We start from the raw sequence: 17769 nt of genomic DNA on the forward strand, positions 1-17769 counted from the left end.
AAGCGGCCTTGTGCCGCGATGGGTCGCGGAGCGGCCCTAAATGAACAGCATTACGCCTTGAGGCGGGCTTCTTCATGCCTGGCCTTCGGTTAGAACCGATACACTTCCATGTCGGTACGAATCGGCGAGGCCATCGGGATTTTGGATTTCTCGGGCTGCTTCTTGACCTGCACAGGCGCTGCAGGCTTCTTGGGTGCGGCTTCGGCAATGGCCGGCTGGTTTGCCAACGGCTTCACCGCAGTGCTCAGTTGCTCGGCCAGCTTCTGCAGCAATTGACCTTGCGCCTGTACCTGCGAGGCCTCGCTACCTTCATGCTTCTGCTCCAAATGCACGATGCGGTTGTCGCGCACCTGGCCACGGCGGTCGAGCACACGCCATTGTGCATCCAGAACCGCGGGTTGGTTCTTGCCAGAGTCCAGCCGCGTGATCGACAGCAGCACTTGCACGTCCGGGCTGAAACCTGCCGTCGCCGGCGCCAGCACCACGCGCTGGCTATCCAGACGCCAGGCCAGCTGCCGCACCAGCAATTGGTCGATGTCCGAGGACAGGCTGCCCGCCCAGCGCCCGTCGGTGGCGGCGCTGAGGCTGCCGTCGGCCTGGCGTTGCAGGAACGTCTCACGTTGCAGGTAGTCGGCCACCGAAACCGGGCCGAGCACGACGGCCATGCCCGCGTGTTGCGACGGCTGGCCAGGATCACCGCTGTCGAGCTGGTACAAGGCAACCGGCTGGTGCATGGTGCACCCGCCAAGGCCCAATAGACCCGTCATCAACAGCGCAAAGGGAAGGCGCAGAAATTTCATCATCCCATCCAGGCGGCTGCCTTCAGGCATGCCGCAGTGATACGTATGGATTCAAACGGGCACACGGCTACGCCGGCACCGCAGGGGGCATATCATCCGCGAAATGAGTGCTCGACTCCAGCATTTCTGCCCGCAACGGCGGCGAAATCGCCATTGCGGGCCTGTCTGACGGTCAGGCGGGCAATTCGACCTGCAGCCCATCGACCCGCTGGAAGCCACGTGGCAGCTTGCTGCCGCGCCTGCCGCGTTCGCCCTTGTAGTGCTCCAGGTCATCGCCCTTGAGTGACAGGGTCCGCTTGCCGGCTTGCAGCACCAGCGTAGCCCCTTCGGCTACCACGGCCAGGTCGGTGACATACTCTTCCCGGCTGGCGACCCGGTCACCGGGCACGCCGATGATCTTGTTGCCCTTGCCCTTGCCCAACTGCGGCAAATCACTGACCTTGAACACCAACAGACGGCCTTCGGTGGTCACGGCTGCCAGCCAGTCCTGCTCCCGGTTGAGCACCGGTCGCGGCGTCATCACCTTGGCGCCGTTGGGCAAGCTGAGCAGCCCTTTGCCAGCCTTGTTCTTGGCCTGCAGGTCTTCACCTTTGACCACGAACCCGTAGCCGGCATCGGAGGCCACCACGTACAGCGCATCGTCTTCGGGCAGCAGCACGCACTCGAAGGTGGCGCCCGGTGGTGGCGTCAGGCGCCCGGTCAGGGGCTCGCCCTGGCCACGGGCTGACGGCAGGCTGTGGGCAGCCACCGAGTAGCTTCGGCCGGTGGAATCGATGAGCACGGCAAATTGGTTCGAGCGCCCCGCGGCTGCGGCCTTGAACCCATCCCCGGCCTTGTACGACAGGCCCGTGGCATCGATGTCATGGCCCTTGGCACACCGCACCCAGCCTTTTTCCGACAGCACCACCGTGACGGGCTCGGTCGGCATCAGCTCGTTTTCGGAGAGCGCCTTGGCTTCTGCCCGCGCGACGATCGGCGAGCGTCGGTCGTCGCCATAGGTTTGAGCATCCTTGAGCAATTCGCTGCGCACCAACTTGCGCAGCTTCGCCTCGCTGCCCAGCAGCGCCTGCAGCTTGGCCTGCTCTTTGAGCAGCTCGTCCTGCTCGCCACGGATCTTCATTTCTTCCAGCCGGGCGAGCTGGCGCAGGCGGGTTTCCAGGATGTAATCGGCCTGGATCTCGGTGAGGTCGAAGCGGGCGATCAGCGCCTGCTTAGGGTGCTCCTCGGTGCGGATGATATGAATCACTTCGTCCAGATTGAGGAAGGCAGTGAGCAAACCATCCAGCAAGTGCAGGCGTTTTTCCACCTTGTCCAGACGATGCTGCAAGCGGCGCCGGACGGTGCCGGTACGGAACTCCAGCCATTCCAGCAGCAGCGCCCGCAGGTTCTTCAGCTGCGGACGACCGTCCAGGCCGATGATGTTGACGTTGACCCGGTAGCTGCTTTCAAGGTCGGTGGTAGCGAACAGGTGCTGCATCAGCTCGTCGGCATCCACGCGATTGGAGCGCGGGATGATGACGATGCGGCACGGGTTTTCGTGATCGGACTCATCGCGCAGGTCAGCGACCATCGGCAGCTTCTTGGCCTGCATCTGTGCGGCAATCTGCTCCAGTACCTTGGCGCCGGACACCTGGTGCGGCAACGCCGTGACGACGATATCGCCATCCTCGACCCGGTACACTGCACGCATGCGAATCGAACCGCGCCCGCTTTCATACATCTTGAGGATATCGGCCCGAGGCGTGACGATCTCTGCCTCGGTCGGGTAATCGGGCCCTTGAATGTGCTCGCACAACTGCTCGATGGTGGCCTTTGGCTCGTCGAGCAAACGCACGCAGGCACTGGCCACCTCACGCAGGTTGTGCGGTGGCACATCGGTGGCCATGCCCACGGCGATACCGGTGGTGCCGTTGAGCAGAATGTTGGGCAGGCGCGCAGGCAACACCGCCGGTTCCTGCAAGGTGCCGTCGAAGTTGGGCACCCAATCCACGGTACCTTGGCCGACTTCGTCAAGCAGCACCTCGGCATAACGCGACAGCCGTGCTTCGGTATAGCGCATGGCGGCAAACGACTTGGGATCGTCCGGCGCGCCCCAGTTGCCCTGGCCGTCCACCAATGTGTAGCGGTAGCTGAAGGGCTGCGCCATCAGCACCATGGCTTCGTAGCAGGCCGAGTCCCCGTGAGGGTGGAACTTGCCGAGCACATCGCCCACGGTACGCGCCGACTTCTTGTGCTTGGCATCGGCGTCCAGGCCCAACTCGCTCATGGCGTAGACAATGCGCCGCTGCACTGGCTTGAGGCCATCGCCGATATGCGGCAGGGCCCGGTCCATGATCACGTACATGGAGTAGTTGAGGTAGGCGTGTTCGGTGAAGTCAGCCAACGAGCGGCGTTCGACGCCGTCCAGACTGTCTTGTAGTTCGCTCATGCGAGCCTCGTCATTTCAGGTTCTGGCGCAGCAGCATGGTGCCGCCGCGCTGGGTAAATTCAAGTTGTTTCAAGGCGCTCATGCCCAACAGCACGGTGGTGCCATCCAGGCCCGGCACCACGATCGCGCGGATGTCGCGCAGGTGGATATCGCCCAATTGCAGGCTGTCCAGCCGGGTGCGATAGCCTTGCGTGCGACCGTTGGCCGTGCTGACGGTTACCGGGCTGCCATGTCTGAGCGCAAGTCCGTCGGCCAGGGATTCGGGTATGGCGACATCGGTGGCACCGGTGTCGAGCATGAAATGCACCACCTGGCCATTGATGGCGCCATCGGCCACGAAGTGGCCCTGGCCATTGCCCAGCAGGCGCACCTCGACGAACCCTTGCCCGTGGGAGGATTGGACCTGCGCATTGGGATTGCGCTGGCGGTCTTCCCACTGCCCGAAGAAGCGCGTAGCCAGAAACAGCGCCGCCGCCCAGGCCAGGATCATCAGCACCCTGCCCGCCCGTCTGCCCGGTGCCTGACTCACGGCTTGGCGCTCCAGCCGCCGGCAGGGGCCGCAAAGCGCCAGACGATCGGTCGGCGCTCGCCATCGGCACGCGCGCCTTCATTGTTGTCCAGGCCGATCCACGCCCCCTCGGCGTCGACCACCAGCGCCTCGGCCACACCGAACAGCTGGTCATAGCGGCGCGGCTCGGTCAACGCGTCGGCCGCAAATGACCAGCAGCGCTCGACCTGGCCGCTGTCGGCATCGCGGCGACAGATGCGATAGGCATTGCGCTCGAGCGTGAACAGTTTGCCGTCGAACCAGGCCAGGTCGGCGAAGTCCCGTGAAACCGGCCGCGCATCGGGTATCTGCGGCGGTTGCATCTCTACACCGGCTTCGCTGAACAGGACGCAGCGGGGCCCGCAGGCCCACACCGACTGTTGGCGCTCGATGGCCACCAGCCCGCGGCGCTCACGCTCGCCGGCCAGCCACAGGCGATCGCCAGCAGGGTTGACGGCCACACCCTCGAACAGCGCATTGAAGTTCAGCAGCATGCCGCTGGCGCGCGCCTGGCGCACCATGGCCGAATCGATCTTCAGCCAGTCTGGCGTGCCCGAAACAGGCAGTTGCAGCACGGCGGCATGCGCCTCGCTGACCAGGTACAGGTTGCCGGCCTGGTCACAGGTGATGCCCTCGAAGTCAAGGTCGCCACCGCGCAGCCACGACGCCAGCCAGGTCCGCATCTTCAGCCCCCATGGCAAGCCGCTTTCCGGCACCGGTGGGGGGTCAAAGGCCACTGCCTGCGCCTGCCATGCACCGTCCTTGAGCTCGAAACGGTAAATACGGTCGTCGTCGCGGTCCGAGACACCCCACAAGCTGCCGCGGCATTGCGCAAGGCCCGACAGGTTACCGGCACGCATGCCATCGACGGGGTGCTCGCCCATCAGTTCGAGTTCAGGCCAGGTGTCTGCCAAGGTCGGCAAGGCCACCAGCGGCAGGCAAGCCGCCAGGAGCCAACGAATCAAACCATGACCTCGGCCAGGTTGCCCTTGGTTTCCAGCCAGGCCTTGCGATCACCTGCACGCTTCTTGGCCAGCAGCTTGTCCATCAGCTCGCACGTGGTCTGCACGTCGTCCAGGGTGAGCTGGACCAGGCGCCGGGTGTTGGGGTCCATGGTGGTTTCGCGCAACTGGGGCGGGTTCATCTCGCCCAGGCCCTTGAAGCGGGTGACCTGCGGCTTGCCGCGTTTTTTCTCTGCCACCAGGCGGTCGAGAATGCCGTCTCGTTCGGCTTCATCCAGGGCATAGTAGATTTCCTTGCCCAGGTCGATGCGGTACAGCGGCGGCATGGCCACATACACGTGACCGGCTTCGACCAGTGCCCGGAAATGCTGCACGAACAGCGCGCACAGCAAGGTGGCGATGTGCAGGCCGTCGGAGTCGGCGTCGGCCAGGATGCACACCTTGCCATAGCGAAGCTGGGCCAGGTCGGTGGCACCTGGGTCTACGCCGATGGCGACGGCGATGTTGTGCACTTCCTGGCTGGCGAGTACTTCACCGCCGTCCACTTCCCAGGTGTTGAGGATCTTGCCGCGCAGCGGCAGGATCGCCTGGAACTCCTTGTCACGCGCCTGCTTGGCCGAACCGCCGGCCGAGTCGCCCTCGACCAGGAACAGCTCGGCGCGCATTGGGTCCTGGCCTGCGCAGTCGGCCAGCTTGCCCGGCAGTGCCGGGCCCTGGGTGATGCGCTTGCGCTCGACCTTCTTGCTGGCTTTCAGGCGGCGCCCGGCGTTACTGATGGCCAACTCGGCCAACTGCATGCCCAGCTCCGGGTGGGCGTTGAGCCACAGGCTGAAGGCATCCTTGACCACGCCTGAAACGAAGGCGGCGGCTTCACGCGAGGAAAGGCGCTCCTTGGTCTGCCCGGAAAACTGTGGGTCCTGCATCTTCATCGACAGCACGAAGGTGATGCGCTCCCAGACGTCTTCGGGGGCCAGCTTCACACCACGCGGCAGCAGGTTGCGGAATTCGCAGAACTCACGCATCGCATCCAGCAGGCCCTGGCGAAGGCCGTTGACATGGGTGCCGCCCTGGGCCGTGGGGATCAGGTTGACGTAGCTTTCCTGGATGCTGTCGCCCCCTTCGGGCAGCCACAGCAGGGCCCAATCGACCGCTTCCTTGTTGCCGGCCAGGTTGCCGCAGAACGGCTCGTCGGGCAGGCGCTGGAAGTCACTGACCGAATCCACGAGGTAGGAGCGCAGGCCGTCTTCGTAATGCCACTCCACCTTCTCGCCGCTGGCCTTGTCCTCGAAACTGACGAGCAGGCCTGGGCAGAGCACGGCCTTGGCCTTGAGCACGTGCTTGAGCCGGCTGATGGAAAACCGCGGGGAGTCGAAGTACTTGGGGTCGGGGCTGAAATAGACGCTGGTGCCGGTGTTGCGCTTACCGACCGTGCCGACCACTTCCAGCTCGCTTGCCTTGAAGCCATCGGCAAAGGTCATCTGGTACTCGTTGCCATCACGCTTTACGCGCACGCGCACCTGCGTGGACAAGGCGTTGACCACCGAAATGCCGACGCCGTGAAGGCCGCCGGAGAACTGGTAGTTCTTGTTGGAGAACTTGCCGCCGGCATGCAGCTTGGTGAGGATCAGTTCGACGCCCGACACGCCCTCTTCTGGGTGGATGTCCACCGGCATGCCGCGTCCGTCGTCGCTGACTTCCAGCGAATGGTCGGCGTGCAGGATGACCTGCACCGAACGGGCGTGGCCGGCGAGGGCTTCGTCGACGCTGTTGTCGATGACTTCCTGGGCCAGATGGTTGGGGCGGCTGGTGTCGGTGTACATGCCCGGCCGCTTGCGAACCGGGTCAAGGCCCGAGAGGACTTCGATGGCGTCTGCGTTATAGGCGCTAGCGCTGGGATTGGCCATGGGGTCTCGTCGTCAGTCTGGTGAATGCAAAAAAATCAAAATACAGAAAAATCGAGTGCAGCGTACTGCGTCGGGGCAACACCGGCGAAGGCCAGCAGGGCCGGCAGGCGCTCGGCGAAGCCTTGAAAACTGTGGTCCCCACCGGCCTGGATACGCAGCGCGCAGTGGCGGTAGTACCGCTCGGCATGGCGATAGTCCAGGGTTTCGTCACCGGTCTGCAACCATACCTGGTAGCGGCTTGGGTCCGCAGGAGGCGGGACCTCCAGCTCGGCCAGCGCCTGGACGTGGTCGAGGGTCAACTCCCACGCCTGGCCTGTGTGATGGTTGTGCTGGGTACCCAGATAGCCGTCGAACAGGCGGTGCGGCCCTACGGCGGGGTTGATCAGCAAGGCCTTGAGGCCATGGCGTTCGGCCAGGTAGGTGGCATAGTAGCCGCCCAGTGAGCTGCCCACCAGCAACGGCGCGTCCAGTTCGGCGATGCAGCCTTCAAGCTGCTCGATGGCCTGGCGGGGGTGGTGATGCAGCGCTGGCAGGCGCAGCCGGTCGATCAGCCCGAGGTGCTGCATGACGGCCTGAAGCTGCCTGGCCTTGGCTGACAACGGCGAACTGTTGAAGCCGTGTATATAAAGGATGGAACCCGACATGCTGCTCCCCGAAAGCTGTAGCGTTGCGCCTGTAGGCAGGCGCAGGGACGCGCAGTGTATCGCGTTCGCAAGGTTTTGGCGCCGCGCCGGTTTTTCTGAAACACATTCCCCGACGGGCAGGGTGAAGAGTCACTGAGAGGATTCGCAGCTTTGGTGTAAGCGGCGGGATGGGCGTCTGACCGGCATCTACACGGCAATGCGCTGGCTTGCTGATACGGCACCAGACAGTTGGGCCCACAAGCCCAAGAGCCCGTCAGCTCAGGCACCACACGGTCAATGGAGCGGCCTCGCGGTTCAATACCCGGGGCTATCGAAATCGAGCTTGACCTCGAAATCCAGCGCTCGCTGCACCCCCGTGTCCACCGTCCCATCAGCATGCAGGCGGATCCAGCGGTAGCCAGGATGCTGCTGACTCACCTCGAAATCCTCACTGCCTGGCGCGAACTGAATGCAGGTCGAAGGCGTGGCCAGCAGCCGCAGGTCGCCGCGCCATTGATCCCATTCCTGATGCACGTGCCCCCACAACAGCGCGCGCACCTGGGGATGACGATCGAGCACGGCGAACAGCGCATCGGCGTTGCGCAGGCCGATGGGGGCGATCCATGCGCAGCCGATGTCGACCGGTTGATGGTGCAGGCACACCAGGCAATGGCGCTCCCCTGCCGTACGTAAGGCCGCCTCCAGCACACTGAGCTGGGCGTCCTGCAGCCAACCATGGGCCGCCCCTGGCACTGCCGTGTCGAGCATGACGATGCGCCAGACCCCGATGTCGGTAACCGGCTGCACCAACTCGGGCGCCACCTGCGCCATCACCTGCGCTTCGTCGTGGTTGCCCGGTAGCCAGCGCGCCGGCGCGGCAAAGCCTGCGGTCAATTGCTCAAAGGCTGCGTAGGACGCAACGCTGGCGTCCTGGGACAGGTCCCCCGTGCACACCAGCAGGTGCGTGTCGTGCTGCTCGCGCAACGCCTGCTGCACCACATGGCGCAGGCTGTCGCGGGTATTGAGGCCCAGCATGCTGCCCTCGGGGCTGGCGAACAGATGGGCGTCGGTCAGGTGCACCACGTTAACGGTGCCGGCAGGGTTCGAGTGCGGCAAGGCCGTCTCCTTTCAGCGAGCGCTTACCAGTTCGTGGCCGCAGGCCAGGCAGTGGGAAAGCCATTCACCCAGGAACAGGTTCAGCTGGGCTTTCTCGTCCGGCTGATGCATGGCGGCGTTGGGGTAAGGATAGATGCTACGCAAGCGCCGGGCGTGCTCAGCACTCACCACTTCGGCCATGCGGGCATCGTGGTACACCTGCACCTCCATGACCGGGACCGGCAGCCAGGGCAGACTGTGCTCCTGGCGTATGCGCAGCGTGGTGGTATAGGGGCAGGCCAGGACCACGTCGAGCACCAGCACGCCCAGCATCTGGTCGCCCTGGGTCATGCCGATGCTGCGCGAACTCTGGGTGGTGCGCATGTCCGGGAGCAGGCGCATCAGCCGGGCATAGTTGGCCTCGCAGGCGGCCTGCAACCCGGCCAGGTCGACCCGGTAGCGCTCGCGCAACAGGTTCACTTCCACATACCTCGAACTTCGTCGCGGTTCAGGGCAAGCCATTGCAAGCCGATGATGGTCGCGGCATTACAGATGCGCCCGTCGCGTACCGCCTGCAAGGCATCCTCGAACGACCACACGCGCACCCGGATGTCCTCGCCTTCGGACTCCAGCCCGTGCAGGCCGCCGGCACCCTCGGCGCTGCAGCGGCCCAGGAACAGGTGGACGTATTCGTCACTGCCGCCTGGCGAAGGAAAATAGCGCGTCATCGGCCACAGCGCGCTGAAGGTCAGGCCGGCCTCTTCCTCGGCCTCGCGGTGCGCCACCTCTTCAGGTTGCTCGTCCTTGTCGATCAGCCCGGCGACCATCTCGATCAACCAGGGGTTGGCGACCTTGTCCAGGGCACCCACACGAAACTGCTCGATCAGGACCACTTCATCGCGCTGCGGGTCGTACGGCAGAACGCACACCGCGTCATGGCGCACGAACAGCTCACGGCTGATTTCCCGACCCATTCCACCGGCGAACAGCTCATGGCGAAGGTGGAGCTTGTCGAGCCTGTAAAAGCCCTGGAAGCACTTGTCCCGCTTGACGATCTCGACCGCCTGGGGCACTGAATTCAACGTATCCGACATGAAAATCCTCGTTGCATCGCTGCTGCATCGCGCCATCCTACTCTGCACGCTGGCACGTTTCACCCCCCGGCGACAACCGTTGGCGTACATGGCACAGCAGGCCCGGTCTCTGTTAGCTTAGTGGCGAACTGAAGGCCATGCCGACGGTCAAAGGCCGACTTTTCCCTGTTCTTGCAAGGATCATCATGACACTTGTCAAACTGACATCCATCGCTGTGCTGGCCTTGGCGCTGGGCGCATGCCAGAGCCTGTTCGCCCCCAACTACCGAGCGCCGCTCGAGGTCAAGCGCGAAGCCTGGGAACACGTCAAGCCAGGCTGCAGCGAGCGTGATTGCCCGTTGGTGAATATTGACACCGTGCATTTCCCGGCGTTGCCCAAGCTCGACGGCATTGTCGAAAAGCGTCTGCTGCAACTGACCGAGGACAACCAGCACGGGGCGGCACCGACAACGCTGCAAGCCTACGAACAGCACTACCTGGCCAGCGCCGAGAAGCGCAACAGCAGCTACCTGCAGGCCAAAGTACGCGAACAGCATGACGGGCTGGTGATCATCGAGCTGTCCAGCTACTTGGATACCGGTGGCGCCCATGGCATGCCAGGTCGTGCGTTCATCAACTATTCACGCAAGCTGGACAAGGTCCTGACCCTGCAGGACATGCTGGTCCCCGGCCAGGAAGAAACGTTCTGGAAGACGGTGGAGGAATCACACCGGGCCTGGCTGATGAGTGTCGGCATGGACAAGGATGCCGAGTTCATCAAAACCTGGCCATTCAAGCGCTCGCCGCATATCGCCCTGACCTACGGCGCGGTGGTGGTGAAGTACGAGGTGTACGCCATCGCGCCGTATTCCATGGGCCATGTGGAGCTGAAAATTCCCTACCCACGCCTCAATGGCGTGATCAAGCCCGAACTGTTCCCCGGCCGCGGCTGAAGTCCAATACGCCATACAACACACCTGCCAGCACCAACGCCGGCAGGGTCGCGCCCAGGTCCGGCGCCTGGGCGGCGATGATGTGATACGCCGCCACGCCTGCCGCCCATGCCAGCAATGCCGGCCAGTGCAGCGCCCCCACATGGGCTGGAATGCTGCGACGGCGAACCCAGTAATGGTCCGTCAGCACCACACCGAACAGTGGGGCGAACACCGAGCCGATCAGTAGCAGGAAGTTTTCGTACTGGGCAAGCGGTGCCAACAGGGCGATCAGGGTGCACAGCACGCCGATGGCCAGGGCCAGGTGTTCAACCTTCACGCGTGCCAGCACGCCGGCGGAGACCGCCGCCGAATGAATGTCGGCGAAGGCTTTTTCCGATTCGTCGAGCAGAATCAGTAGCAACGGAATACCCATGCCCGCCCCGGCGAGCGCCAGCAGCAGGGCATTGACTTCGCCTTGCGCCGCGAAGGCCAGGGTATAGGCCACCCCCAGGCTCATCAACCAGGTGTTGCCGATGAAATACCCCACCACCGTGCTGCCGAACACCTGCCTGCCGTCGCGGGCAAAACGCGAATAGTCGGCAATCAGCGGCAGCCAGGACAGGGGCATGGCGATGACGATGTCAAAGCCCACGGCCAGCGACATCGACCCATCCCCGCCGCGCTGCCACAACATCGCCAGGTCGGCCTTGGCGAACAGGTTCCAGGTCAGCCAGACACAGGCGCCCAGCAGCAGCCAGATGCCCCAGGCCCGCAGGATCCTGCGCACGAAAGCCAACGGTCCACTGACCGCCAGCACGGTGGCCAGCGCGCCAAAACACAGCGTCCATAGCACCGGACTGTGCCAGATGCTGCCCTCACCGAAGGCTCGCGCACCCAACAGGCTGGCGGCATCGCGCATCACGATGATCTCGAAGGCGCCCCAGCCTATCAGCTGCAATACGTTGAGCAGCGCTGGCAAGCGCGCACCCTGCGCCCCCAGGCTGAGCTTGAGCGTACCCATGGCGGACAAACCGGTGTCGCTGCCGATCACACCGGCAGCACCCAGCAACAGCACACCGACCCCGGTGCCCAGGACGATGGCCAGGATGGCCCCGGACAGGCCAAGGCCCGGCGCCAGCATGGCACCGACTTGCAGCACCATCAGGCCGATGCCTAGGGAAAACCACAGTGAAAACAGGTCGCGGCCACCGAATACGCGCTGGCCGTTGGGAATGGGATGATCAGGGGAAAATTGACTGGACGTGGTCATGCTTGCTCGCACTCGGCAATGTGATTGTTGGGGTGGGCGCAAGGCAGGCCGCTAACCAGGTCCCTGCTTCGCGGCCTGAATGGCGCCCACCTTGGCCCAAAGGCTAGGCCTCAGACCTTGTGGTACAGCTGGCTGCCGGCCTGGCGGAAGCGCTCGGCCTGCTCGCGCATGCCCTGCTCCACCGAGACGTCCACGGTTTCGATCCGGGCAGCGTATTCACGCACCTCCTGGGTGATCTTCATGGAGCAGAACTTCGGCCCGCACATGGAGCAGAAATGCGCCACCTTGGCCGACTCCTTGGGCAAGGTCTCATCATGGAAGGCACGCGCCGTGTCGGGGTCCAGCCCCAGGTTGAACTGGTCTTCCCAGCGAAACTCGAAGCGCGCCTTCGACAGCGCGTTGTCGCGAATCTGGGCCCCTGGGTGACCTTTGGCCAGGTCGGCTGCATGGGCCGCAATCTTGTAGGTGATGATGCCGGTCTTGACGTCGTCCTTGTCGGGCAGCCCCAGGTGTTCCTTGGGCGTGACATAGCAGAGCATGGCGCAGCCGAACCAGCCGATCATGGCCGCTCCGATGCCGGAAGTGATGTGGTCGTAGCCAGGGGCGATGTCGGTGGTCAGCGGGCCCAAGGTGTAGAACGGCGCTTCGTCACAGCATTCGAGCTGCTTGTCCATGTTCTCCTTGATCAACTGCATCGGCACATGGCCGGGGCCTTCGATCATGCACTGCACATCGTGCTTCCAGGCAATCTTGGTCAGCTCGCCCAGGGTTTCCAGCTCGCCAAACTGCGCCGCGTCGTTGGCATCGGCGATCGAGCCCGGGCGCAGGCCATCGCCCAGCGAGAAGCTGACGTCGTAGGCCTTCATGATTTCGCAGATTTCATCGAAGTGGGTGTACAGGAAGTTCTCCTGGTGATGCGCCAGGCACCACTTGGCCATGATCGAACCACCCCGGCTGACGATCCCGGTGACGCGCTTGGCGGTCAGCGGTACATAGCGCAGCAGCACCCCGGCATGGATGGTGAAATAATCCACGCCCTGCTCAGCCTGTTCGATCAGCGTGTCGCGAAACAGCTCCCAGGTCAGGTCCTCGGCCACGCCACCGACCTTTTCCAGTGCCTGGTAGATGGGCACGGTGCCGATGGGCACGGGGGAGTTGCGAATGATCCATTCGCGGGTTTCATGGATGTGCTTGCCGGTGGACAAGTCCATGACGGTGTCCGAACCCCACCGAATGCCCCAAGTGAGCTTGGCCACCTCTTCTTCGATGGACGAACCCAGCGCACTGTTGCCGATGTTGCCGTTGATCTTCACCAGGAAGTTGCGGCCGATGATCATCGGCTCCAGCTCGGTGTGGTTGATGTTGGCCGGAATGATGGCGCGGCCACGGGCCACTTCCTCGCGCACGAACTCGGGGGTGATTTCCTTGGGAATGCTGGCGCCGAAGCTGTGACCGGCATGCTGCGTATCGAGCAGGCCTGCCGCCCGGGCCTCCTGCAGCTTCATGTTCTCGCGGATGGCCACGTATTCCATCTCGGCGGTGATGATGCCCTGGCGGGCGTAGTGCATCTGCGACACATTGGCGCCTGGCTTGGCACGACGCGGGTTGCGCACATGGGCGAAGCGCAGCTTGGCCAGCTCGGCGTCGTTCAGGCGCTGCTGGCCGAAGTGGGAGCTCAGGCCGCTCAGGCGCTCGGTGTCACCGCGTGCATCGATCCAGGCCGAACGCACGTCGGCCAGGCCCTTGCGCACGTCGATCAACACCTCTGGGTCGGTGTAGGGGCCGGAAGTGTCGTAGACCAGCACGGGCGCATTACGCTCGCCCCCGAAATCGGTGGGCGTGTCGGCCAGGCTGATCGCGCGCATCGGTACGCGAATATCCGGACGCGAGCCCTGGACATAGACCTTGCGCGAGCGCGGAAACGGCTGCACGGACTGCTGATCGACTTGCGCCGATTCGCTGAGGTTCATCGCTTTTTCTTGTTGGGTCATCACAGGCTCTCCAGACGGCTTCCTAGCAGTGGAATGTCGGGGTGAACCTGAAGGACGCGGACGCACTCCTAGACGGGTGCGGTGCCAAAGACGGGGTGTCATGGGCTGCAAACAGCCGATGCTTTCCCGGACCTGGCACAAGAGGCTCCCCGGGAAGGCGAGCAATCTTGTTCCCTACGCAGGCGCTAACCTGATCAGGTTCAACGGGATCCGCACCTATGCGATCTCAGCCTTTGCTTCAAGGCACCCCGACAAGAACATGCGCAGTCTAGACTGGAGTTGCCGGCAAAGCCAAGCGAGCAATCCCGGGAATGATCAACGGCATCAGGGTGATTGTTGCCCGGAGCGCGTGGCACTACACTGCGTCATCAAGCAAAACTCAACAGTTCAGTAATTACATTTCGTACAAGGATTGCCCCTATGCTGCGCAAACTCTCACTGGCCCTGGCCGTGTCTTGTGCGTCCCATACGATGGCCTGGGCGGCGGACGTACCGGCAACGGTGAAAACCGATCTGGTGAGCGTTTACCAGGAAGCGGTAGAGAACAACGCCGACCTGGCAGCCGCCCGCGCCGACTACGGCGCGCGCCGCGAAATCGTGCCCCAGGCCCGTGCCGGCTTGCTGCCCAACCTGTCGGCCGGTGCCGAGATGCAAAGCACCCGCACCAAGCTCGACGAGCCGTCGATCACATCCAACCGCAGCGGCAATGCCTGGAGCGCGACCCTGGCCCAGCCCATCTTCCGCGCTGACCGCTGGTTCCAGTTGCAAGCTGCCGAGGCCGTCAACGAACAGGCCGCGCTGGAGCTGTCTGCCACCGAGCAGAACCTGATCCTGCAGACTGCGCAAAGCTACTTTGCGGTGCTGCGTGCGCAGGACAACCTGGCGGCCAGCAAGGCCGAGGAAGCGGCCCTCAAGCGTCAGCTCGACCAGTCCAACGAACGTTTCGACGTGGGGCTTTCGGACAAGACCGACGTGTTGCAGTCCCAGGCCAGCTATGACACGGCCCGCGCCAACCGCATCATCGCCGACCGTCAGGTGCAGGATGCTTTCCAGGCGTTGGTCACCCTGACCAATCGGGAGTACACCGCTATCCAGGGTGTGGTCCACAGCCTGCCGGTGCAGGTGCCCGTGCCCAACGACGCCAAGGCCTGGGTCGAAACCGCCGGCCGGCAGAACCTCAACCTGTTGGCGACCAACTACGCGGTGTCCGCGGCGGAAGAAACGTTGCGTCAGCGCAAGGCCGGTCACGCCCCGACCGTAGATGCCGTGGCCAAATACCAGAAGGGTGACAACGACAACCTGGGCTTCAGCAACCCATCGCCGCTGGGTGTTCGGTATGGGGGCGACGTGGAGCAGACCACCGTTGGCCTGCAGTTGAACATTCCCATCTACAGCGGCGGGCTGACCAGTTCACAGGTACGCGAAGCCTACCAGCGCCTCAGCCAGAGCGAACAGCAGCGCGAAAGCCTGCGCCGTCAGGTGGTGGAGAACACCCGCAACCTGCACCGTGCGGTGAACACCGACGTCGAACAGGTACAGGCGCGCAAGCAGTCGATCATCTCCAACCAGAGCGCGCTCGAGGCTACCGAAATCGGCTACCAGGTGGGCACCCGCAACATCGTCGATGTGCTCGACGCCCAGCGCCAGCTGTACACCTCGGTGCGCGACTACAACAACAGCCGGTACGCCTACATCCTCGACAACCTGAGCCTGAAACAGGCGGCCGGCACGCTGAGCCCGCAAGACTTGCAGGACCTCAAGCGCTACCTGAAACCCGACTACAACCCGGACAAGGATTTCCTGCCACCGGACCTGGCGGCAGCGGCGGCGAAGAATTTCGAGCGTAAGCCCTGAGGACGGGCAGCCTCATCTGGGGGAGCCGGCTTGCCGGCGATGGGCCGCAAAGCGGCCCTGATCACGCCAACCGCAACCATCGCCCCGACAGTGAGCGCTCAGGGCATCAGCTTTTCCAACCCCTCCAGCAAGCGCTGCAGCGCCCCTTGGTTGGCCCTCATCACCGCCCTACCCGCCTCACCCATGCGCCGGGCATCTTGCGGTAATTCGACCAGCCGTTGCACGGCACCGGCCAACCCCTGAGCGTCATCGACCTGCTGCAACGCACCCGCCTCGCGCAGCATGGCGCTGATTTCGAGGAAGTTGAACACGTGCGGCCCCATGAGCACCGGTAGCGCCAGGGCTGCCGGTTCCAACGGGTTGTGCCCGCCGGTCGGCACCAGGCTGCCACCGACGAACGCCATGTCGGCCAGGGCATACAAGAACAGCAATTCACCCATGGTGTCGCCCAGCAGCACCTGGGTCTGGGCAAGTACCGGTAGCCCGGTAGAGCGACGTACCGTGGCAAACTGCTGACTGCAGATGGCATGAACCGCGTCAAAGCGCTCCGGATGCCGGGGCACCAGGATCAGCAACGCATCCCCATGCACCTGCAGCAACTGCTGGTGTGCCTGGAGGATCAGGGAATCTTCGCCGTCGTGTGTGCTGGCGGCAATCCACACCGGGCGCGAAGTGGCGGCCCATTGCTGGCGCAAAGCCTGGGCGCGCGGCACCAGCTGCTCATCGATCTTCAGGTCGAACTTGATCGAGCCGGTGACCTGCACGCAGGCAGCACGCGCGCCGAGTGCCAGAAAGCGCTGGGCCTCGACCTCGGTCTGCGCGGCAATCAGGCTCATTTCGGCCAGCATGGGCCGGGTCAGCCTGGCAAACCGCCCGTAGCCACGGGCCGAGCGTTCGGACAGGCGCGCATTGGCCAGCGCCACGGGAATACCGCGCCTGGCGCATTGATGGATGTGATTGGGCCAGAGTTCGGTTTCCATGATCACGCCCAGCCTTGGCTGCACATGGTCGAGAAAGCGCCCCGCCGCCCACGGCAGGTCGTATGGCAAGTAGCAATGCTGGACCCGCGGCTCATCGGCGAACAGGGCGCCAATGCGCTCCGAACCGGTGGGCGTCATGCACGTCAGTGTGATCGGCAGCTCAGGGTAGGCCTTGAGCAGTGCGCGCACCATGGGGGCAGCTGCGATGCTTTCGCCTACGGAAACCGCATGGACCCATATGCCGCCCTTGCGCATCGTCGGCAGCTTGATGGCAAAGCGCTCGCCGATACGGCGCCCGTAGGCCGGCGCCTTGCGCGCGCGTAGGTACAGGCGAAGTGCAAGCAGTGGCAGGGCAAGGTGAAACAGCAAGGTGTAGAGAGTTCTGTTCATGGCGGCGAAGTTTACCCGATCGCACGCAAATGCACTGCAAAACGCTCGGCCAGCCACTGCGCGGCCGGGCCCAATGGCTCGTCCCGACGCCAGGCCAGCTCCACCACCAGCGCCGGTGGCCGCCAGTCGCTGGCCAGCTCCACCATGTGCGCCTGATAGGTGGGGTACTGCACCACATGCCGCGGCAGCCAGGCCCAGCCCAGCCCGCGCATCAGCAGTTCGGCCATGGCATAGAAGCTGTCGGCCCGCCACACCTGTGGGCTGATCGCCTCACCCCCCGGGTAACCGCTCTGCTGGGGGGTGATCAGCAGCTGGCGATGGCGTGCCAGTTGCTGTCGGTCCGCCCGGCCGGCCTGCGCCAAGGGGTGGCCGACGGCGCAGACCGTGACCATTTCCACGCTACCCAAGGCCCGCCGTTCCAGCGACGCCGGTACGCGCTCATGGTGAAAGAACAACCCCAGGTCGGCACGCCGCTCCACCAGCTTGCGTGCAACGTCGCCCTGCGCGCCGCTGGCCAGTTGAACTTCCAGAAAGGGGTAACGGGTTGCCAACTCATCCAGGCTGTCGATGACAGGCTGATACGGCATCGCCTCATCCTGCGCCACCCGCAGCAGTGCTTCCTGGCCACGCATCAACGCCAGGGCCCGCCCATCCAGACGCTCGCACTGGCGCAGCAGCTCGCGGGCATCGGCAAGCAGTGCTTCGCCGTTTGCGGTGAGCTTCGGCTGGCGCCCACTGCTGCGTTCGAACAGGGTGACCCCAAGGTCCGTTTCGAGCAGGGCGATGGCGTTGCTGACCGCTGATTGAGCCTTGTGCTGTTCGCGCGCAACGGCAGAAAACGAACGCAGCTCAGCCACGCGCATGAACGTGCGCAACTGATCCAGACTCCATTGCTCGGCCATTCACCTATCTCCTTA

Annotated in this window: 15 protein-coding genes and 1 riboswitch; of the genes, 2 read left to right on the top strand and 13 right to left on the bottom strand. The window is 64.1% G+C overall.

Annotation, left to right across the window (positions count from 1 at the left end):
* Nucleotides 1-89: 89 nt before the first annotated feature.
* The 9 genes from PFU01S_RS20880 to PFU01S_RS20920 all read right to left on the bottom strand — a co-directional run bounded on the left by PFU01S_RS20880 (nucleotide 90) and on the right by PFU01S_RS20920 (nucleotide 9453).
* Nucleotides 90-800, bottom strand: a complete 711-nt coding sequence (locus tag PFU01S_RS20880) for a PqiC family protein (protein WP_023532908.1) — start codon at nucleotides 798-800, stop codon at nucleotides 90-92.
* 172 nt (nucleotides 801-972) lie between these two features.
* Nucleotides 973-3228: a DNA topoisomerase IV subunit A gene (gene parC, locus PFU01S_RS20885; RefSeq protein ID WP_027913967.1), complete on the bottom strand. Its 2256-nt coding sequence runs from the start codon at nucleotides 3226-3228 to the stop codon at nucleotides 973-975.
* Between the two features lie 10 nt (nucleotides 3229-3238).
* Nucleotides 3239-3757 carry a retropepsin-like aspartic protease family protein gene (locus PFU01S_RS20890; RefSeq protein ID WP_028687906.1) on the bottom strand — a complete coding sequence of 173 codons (519 nt, stop codon included), beginning with the start codon at nucleotides 3755-3757 and terminating at the stop codon, nucleotides 3239-3241.
* Nucleotides 3754-4740, bottom strand: coding sequence for an esterase-like activity of phytase family protein (locus PFU01S_RS20895; RefSeq protein WP_027913969.1), 987 nt, complete (start codon nucleotides 4738-4740; stop codon nucleotides 3754-3756). Before PFU01S_RS20895 ends, PFU01S_RS20890 begins: the two co-directional genes overlap by 4 nt.
* Nucleotides 4737-6641 carry a DNA topoisomerase IV subunit B gene (parE, locus tag PFU01S_RS20900; protein WP_027913970.1) on the bottom strand — a complete coding sequence of 635 codons (1905 nt, stop codon included), beginning with the start codon at nucleotides 6639-6641 and terminating at the stop codon, nucleotides 4737-4739. Before parE ends, PFU01S_RS20895 begins: the two co-directional genes overlap by 4 nt.
* Nucleotides 6642-6676: 35 nt before the next feature.
* Entirely contained in the window at nucleotides 6677-7285 is a 609-nt protein-coding gene (locus PFU01S_RS20905; RefSeq protein ID WP_028687907.1) for a YqiA/YcfP family alpha/beta fold hydrolase, read from the bottom strand.
* A 294-nt stretch (nucleotides 7286-7579) separates the two neighbouring features.
* The gene (cpdA, locus tag PFU01S_RS20910; protein ID WP_028687908.1) at nucleotides 7580-8380 is read right to left on the bottom strand and encodes a 3',5'-cyclic-AMP phosphodiesterase; all 801 of its coding nucleotides are present in this window, start codon (nucleotides 8378-8380) and stop codon (nucleotides 7580-7582) included.
* 12 nt (nucleotides 8381-8392) lie between these two features.
* Nucleotides 8393-8881: a DUF1249 domain-containing protein gene (locus PFU01S_RS20915; protein ID WP_219858223.1), complete on the bottom strand. Its 489-nt coding sequence runs from the start codon at nucleotides 8879-8881 to the stop codon at nucleotides 8393-8395.
* Nucleotides 8836-9453: an NUDIX domain-containing protein gene (locus PFU01S_RS20920; RefSeq protein ID WP_023532940.1), complete on the bottom strand. Its 618-nt coding sequence runs from the start codon at nucleotides 9451-9453 to the stop codon at nucleotides 8836-8838. The genes PFU01S_RS20915 and PFU01S_RS20920 overlap by 46 nt, the downstream gene beginning before the upstream one ends.
* A 185-nt stretch (nucleotides 9454-9638) precedes the next feature.
* Here PFU01S_RS20920 and PFU01S_RS20925 point away from each other — a divergent pair, with 185 nt between their 5' ends.
* Nucleotides 9639-10385, top strand: a complete 747-nt coding sequence (locus PFU01S_RS20925) for an RsiV family protein (RefSeq protein WP_028687909.1) — start codon at nucleotides 9639-9641, stop codon at nucleotides 10383-10385.
* Here the strand turns inward: PFU01S_RS20925 and cytX are convergent.
* Complete coding sequence (cytX, locus tag PFU01S_RS20930) at nucleotides 10354-11637, bottom strand: putative hydroxymethylpyrimidine transporter CytX (RefSeq protein ID WP_028687910.1); 1284 nt, start codon at nucleotides 11635-11637, stop codon at nucleotides 10354-10356. The genes PFU01S_RS20925 and cytX overlap by 32 nt on opposite strands.
* Before the next feature lie 110 nt (nucleotides 11638-11747).
* Nucleotides 11748-13628, bottom strand: coding sequence for a phosphomethylpyrimidine synthase ThiC (gene thiC, locus PFU01S_RS20935; protein WP_028687911.1), 1881 nt, complete (start codon nucleotides 13626-13628; stop codon nucleotides 11748-11750).
* A 154-nt stretch (nucleotides 13629-13782) separates the two neighbouring features.
* Nucleotides 13783-13889: riboswitch (TPP riboswitch) on the bottom strand.
* Between the two features lie 159 nt (nucleotides 13890-14048).
* On the opposite strand from thiC, the gene PFU01S_RS20940 reads away from it, so the two are divergent.
* Nucleotides 14049-15482, top strand: coding sequence for a TolC family outer membrane protein (locus PFU01S_RS20940; RefSeq protein ID WP_023532888.1), 1434 nt, complete (start codon nucleotides 14049-14051; stop codon nucleotides 15480-15482).
* A 98-nt stretch (nucleotides 15483-15580) separates the two neighbouring features.
* Here the strand turns inward: PFU01S_RS20940 and waaA are convergent, their stop codons facing one another.
* The gene (gene waaA, locus PFU01S_RS20945) at nucleotides 15581-16852 is read right to left on the bottom strand and encodes a lipid IV(A) 3-deoxy-D-manno-octulosonic acid transferase (protein WP_028687912.1); all 1272 of its coding nucleotides are present in this window, start codon (nucleotides 16850-16852) and stop codon (nucleotides 15581-15583) included.
* An 11-nt stretch (nucleotides 16853-16863) separates the two neighbouring features.
* The gene (locus tag PFU01S_RS20950) at nucleotides 16864-17754 is read right to left on the bottom strand and encodes a LysR family transcriptional regulator (protein ID WP_027913978.1); all 891 of its coding nucleotides are present in this window, start codon (nucleotides 17752-17754) and stop codon (nucleotides 16864-16866) included.
* Between the last annotated feature and the right edge of the window lie 15 nt (nucleotides 17755-17769).

It is taken from the genome of Pseudomonas fulva NBRC 16637 = DSM 17717 (assembly GCF_000730565.1).
Lineage (GTDB): Bacteria > Pseudomonadota > Gammaproteobacteria > Pseudomonadales > Pseudomonadaceae > Aquipseudomonas > Aquipseudomonas fulva.

Bases quoted from the DNA above. Each gene is read 5' to 3' on its own strand.
- PFU01S_RS20880 (WP_023532908.1), bottom strand. From the start codon at position 800: ATGAAATTTCTGCGCCTTCCCTTTGCGCTGTTGATGACGGGTCTATTG.
- parC (WP_027913967.1), bottom strand. From the start codon at position 3,228: ATGAGCGAACTACAAGACAGTCTGGACGGCGTCGAACGCCGCTCGTTG.
- parE (WP_027913970.1), bottom strand. From the start codon at position 6,641: ATGGCCAATCCCAGCGCTAGCGCCTATAACGCAGACGCCATCGAAGTC.
- PFU01S_RS20905 (WP_028687907.1), bottom strand. From the start codon at position 7,285: ATGTCGGGTTCCATCCTTTATATACACGGCTTCAACAGTTCGCCGTTG.
- PFU01S_RS20915 (WP_219858223.1), bottom strand. From the start codon at position 8,881: ATGGCTTGCCCTGAACCGCGACGAAGTTCGAGGTATGTGGAAGTGAAC.
- PFU01S_RS20920 (WP_023532940.1), bottom strand. From the start codon at position 9,453: ATGTCGGATACGTTGAATTCAGTGCCCCAGGCGGTCGAGATCGTCAAG.
- PFU01S_RS20925 (WP_028687909.1), top strand. From the start codon at position 9,639: ATGACACTTGTCAAACTGACATCCATCGCTGTGCTGGCCTTGGCGCTG.
- cytX (WP_028687910.1), bottom strand. From the start codon at position 11,637: ATGACCACGTCCAGTCAATTTTCCCCTGATCATCCCATTCCCAACGGC.
- thiC (WP_028687911.1), bottom strand. From the start codon at position 13,628: ATGACCCAACAAGAAAAAGCGATGAACCTCAGCGAATCGGCGCAAGTC.
- PFU01S_RS20940 (WP_023532888.1), top strand. From the start codon at position 14,049: ATGCTGCGCAAACTCTCACTGGCCCTGGCCGTGTCTTGTGCGTCCCAT.
- waaA (WP_028687912.1), bottom strand. From the start codon at position 16,852: ATGAACAGAACTCTCTACACCTTGCTGTTTCACCTTGCCCTGCCACTG.
- PFU01S_RS20950 (WP_027913978.1), bottom strand. From the start codon at position 17,754: ATGGCCGAGCAATGGAGTCTGGATCAGTTGCGCACGTTCATGCGCGTG.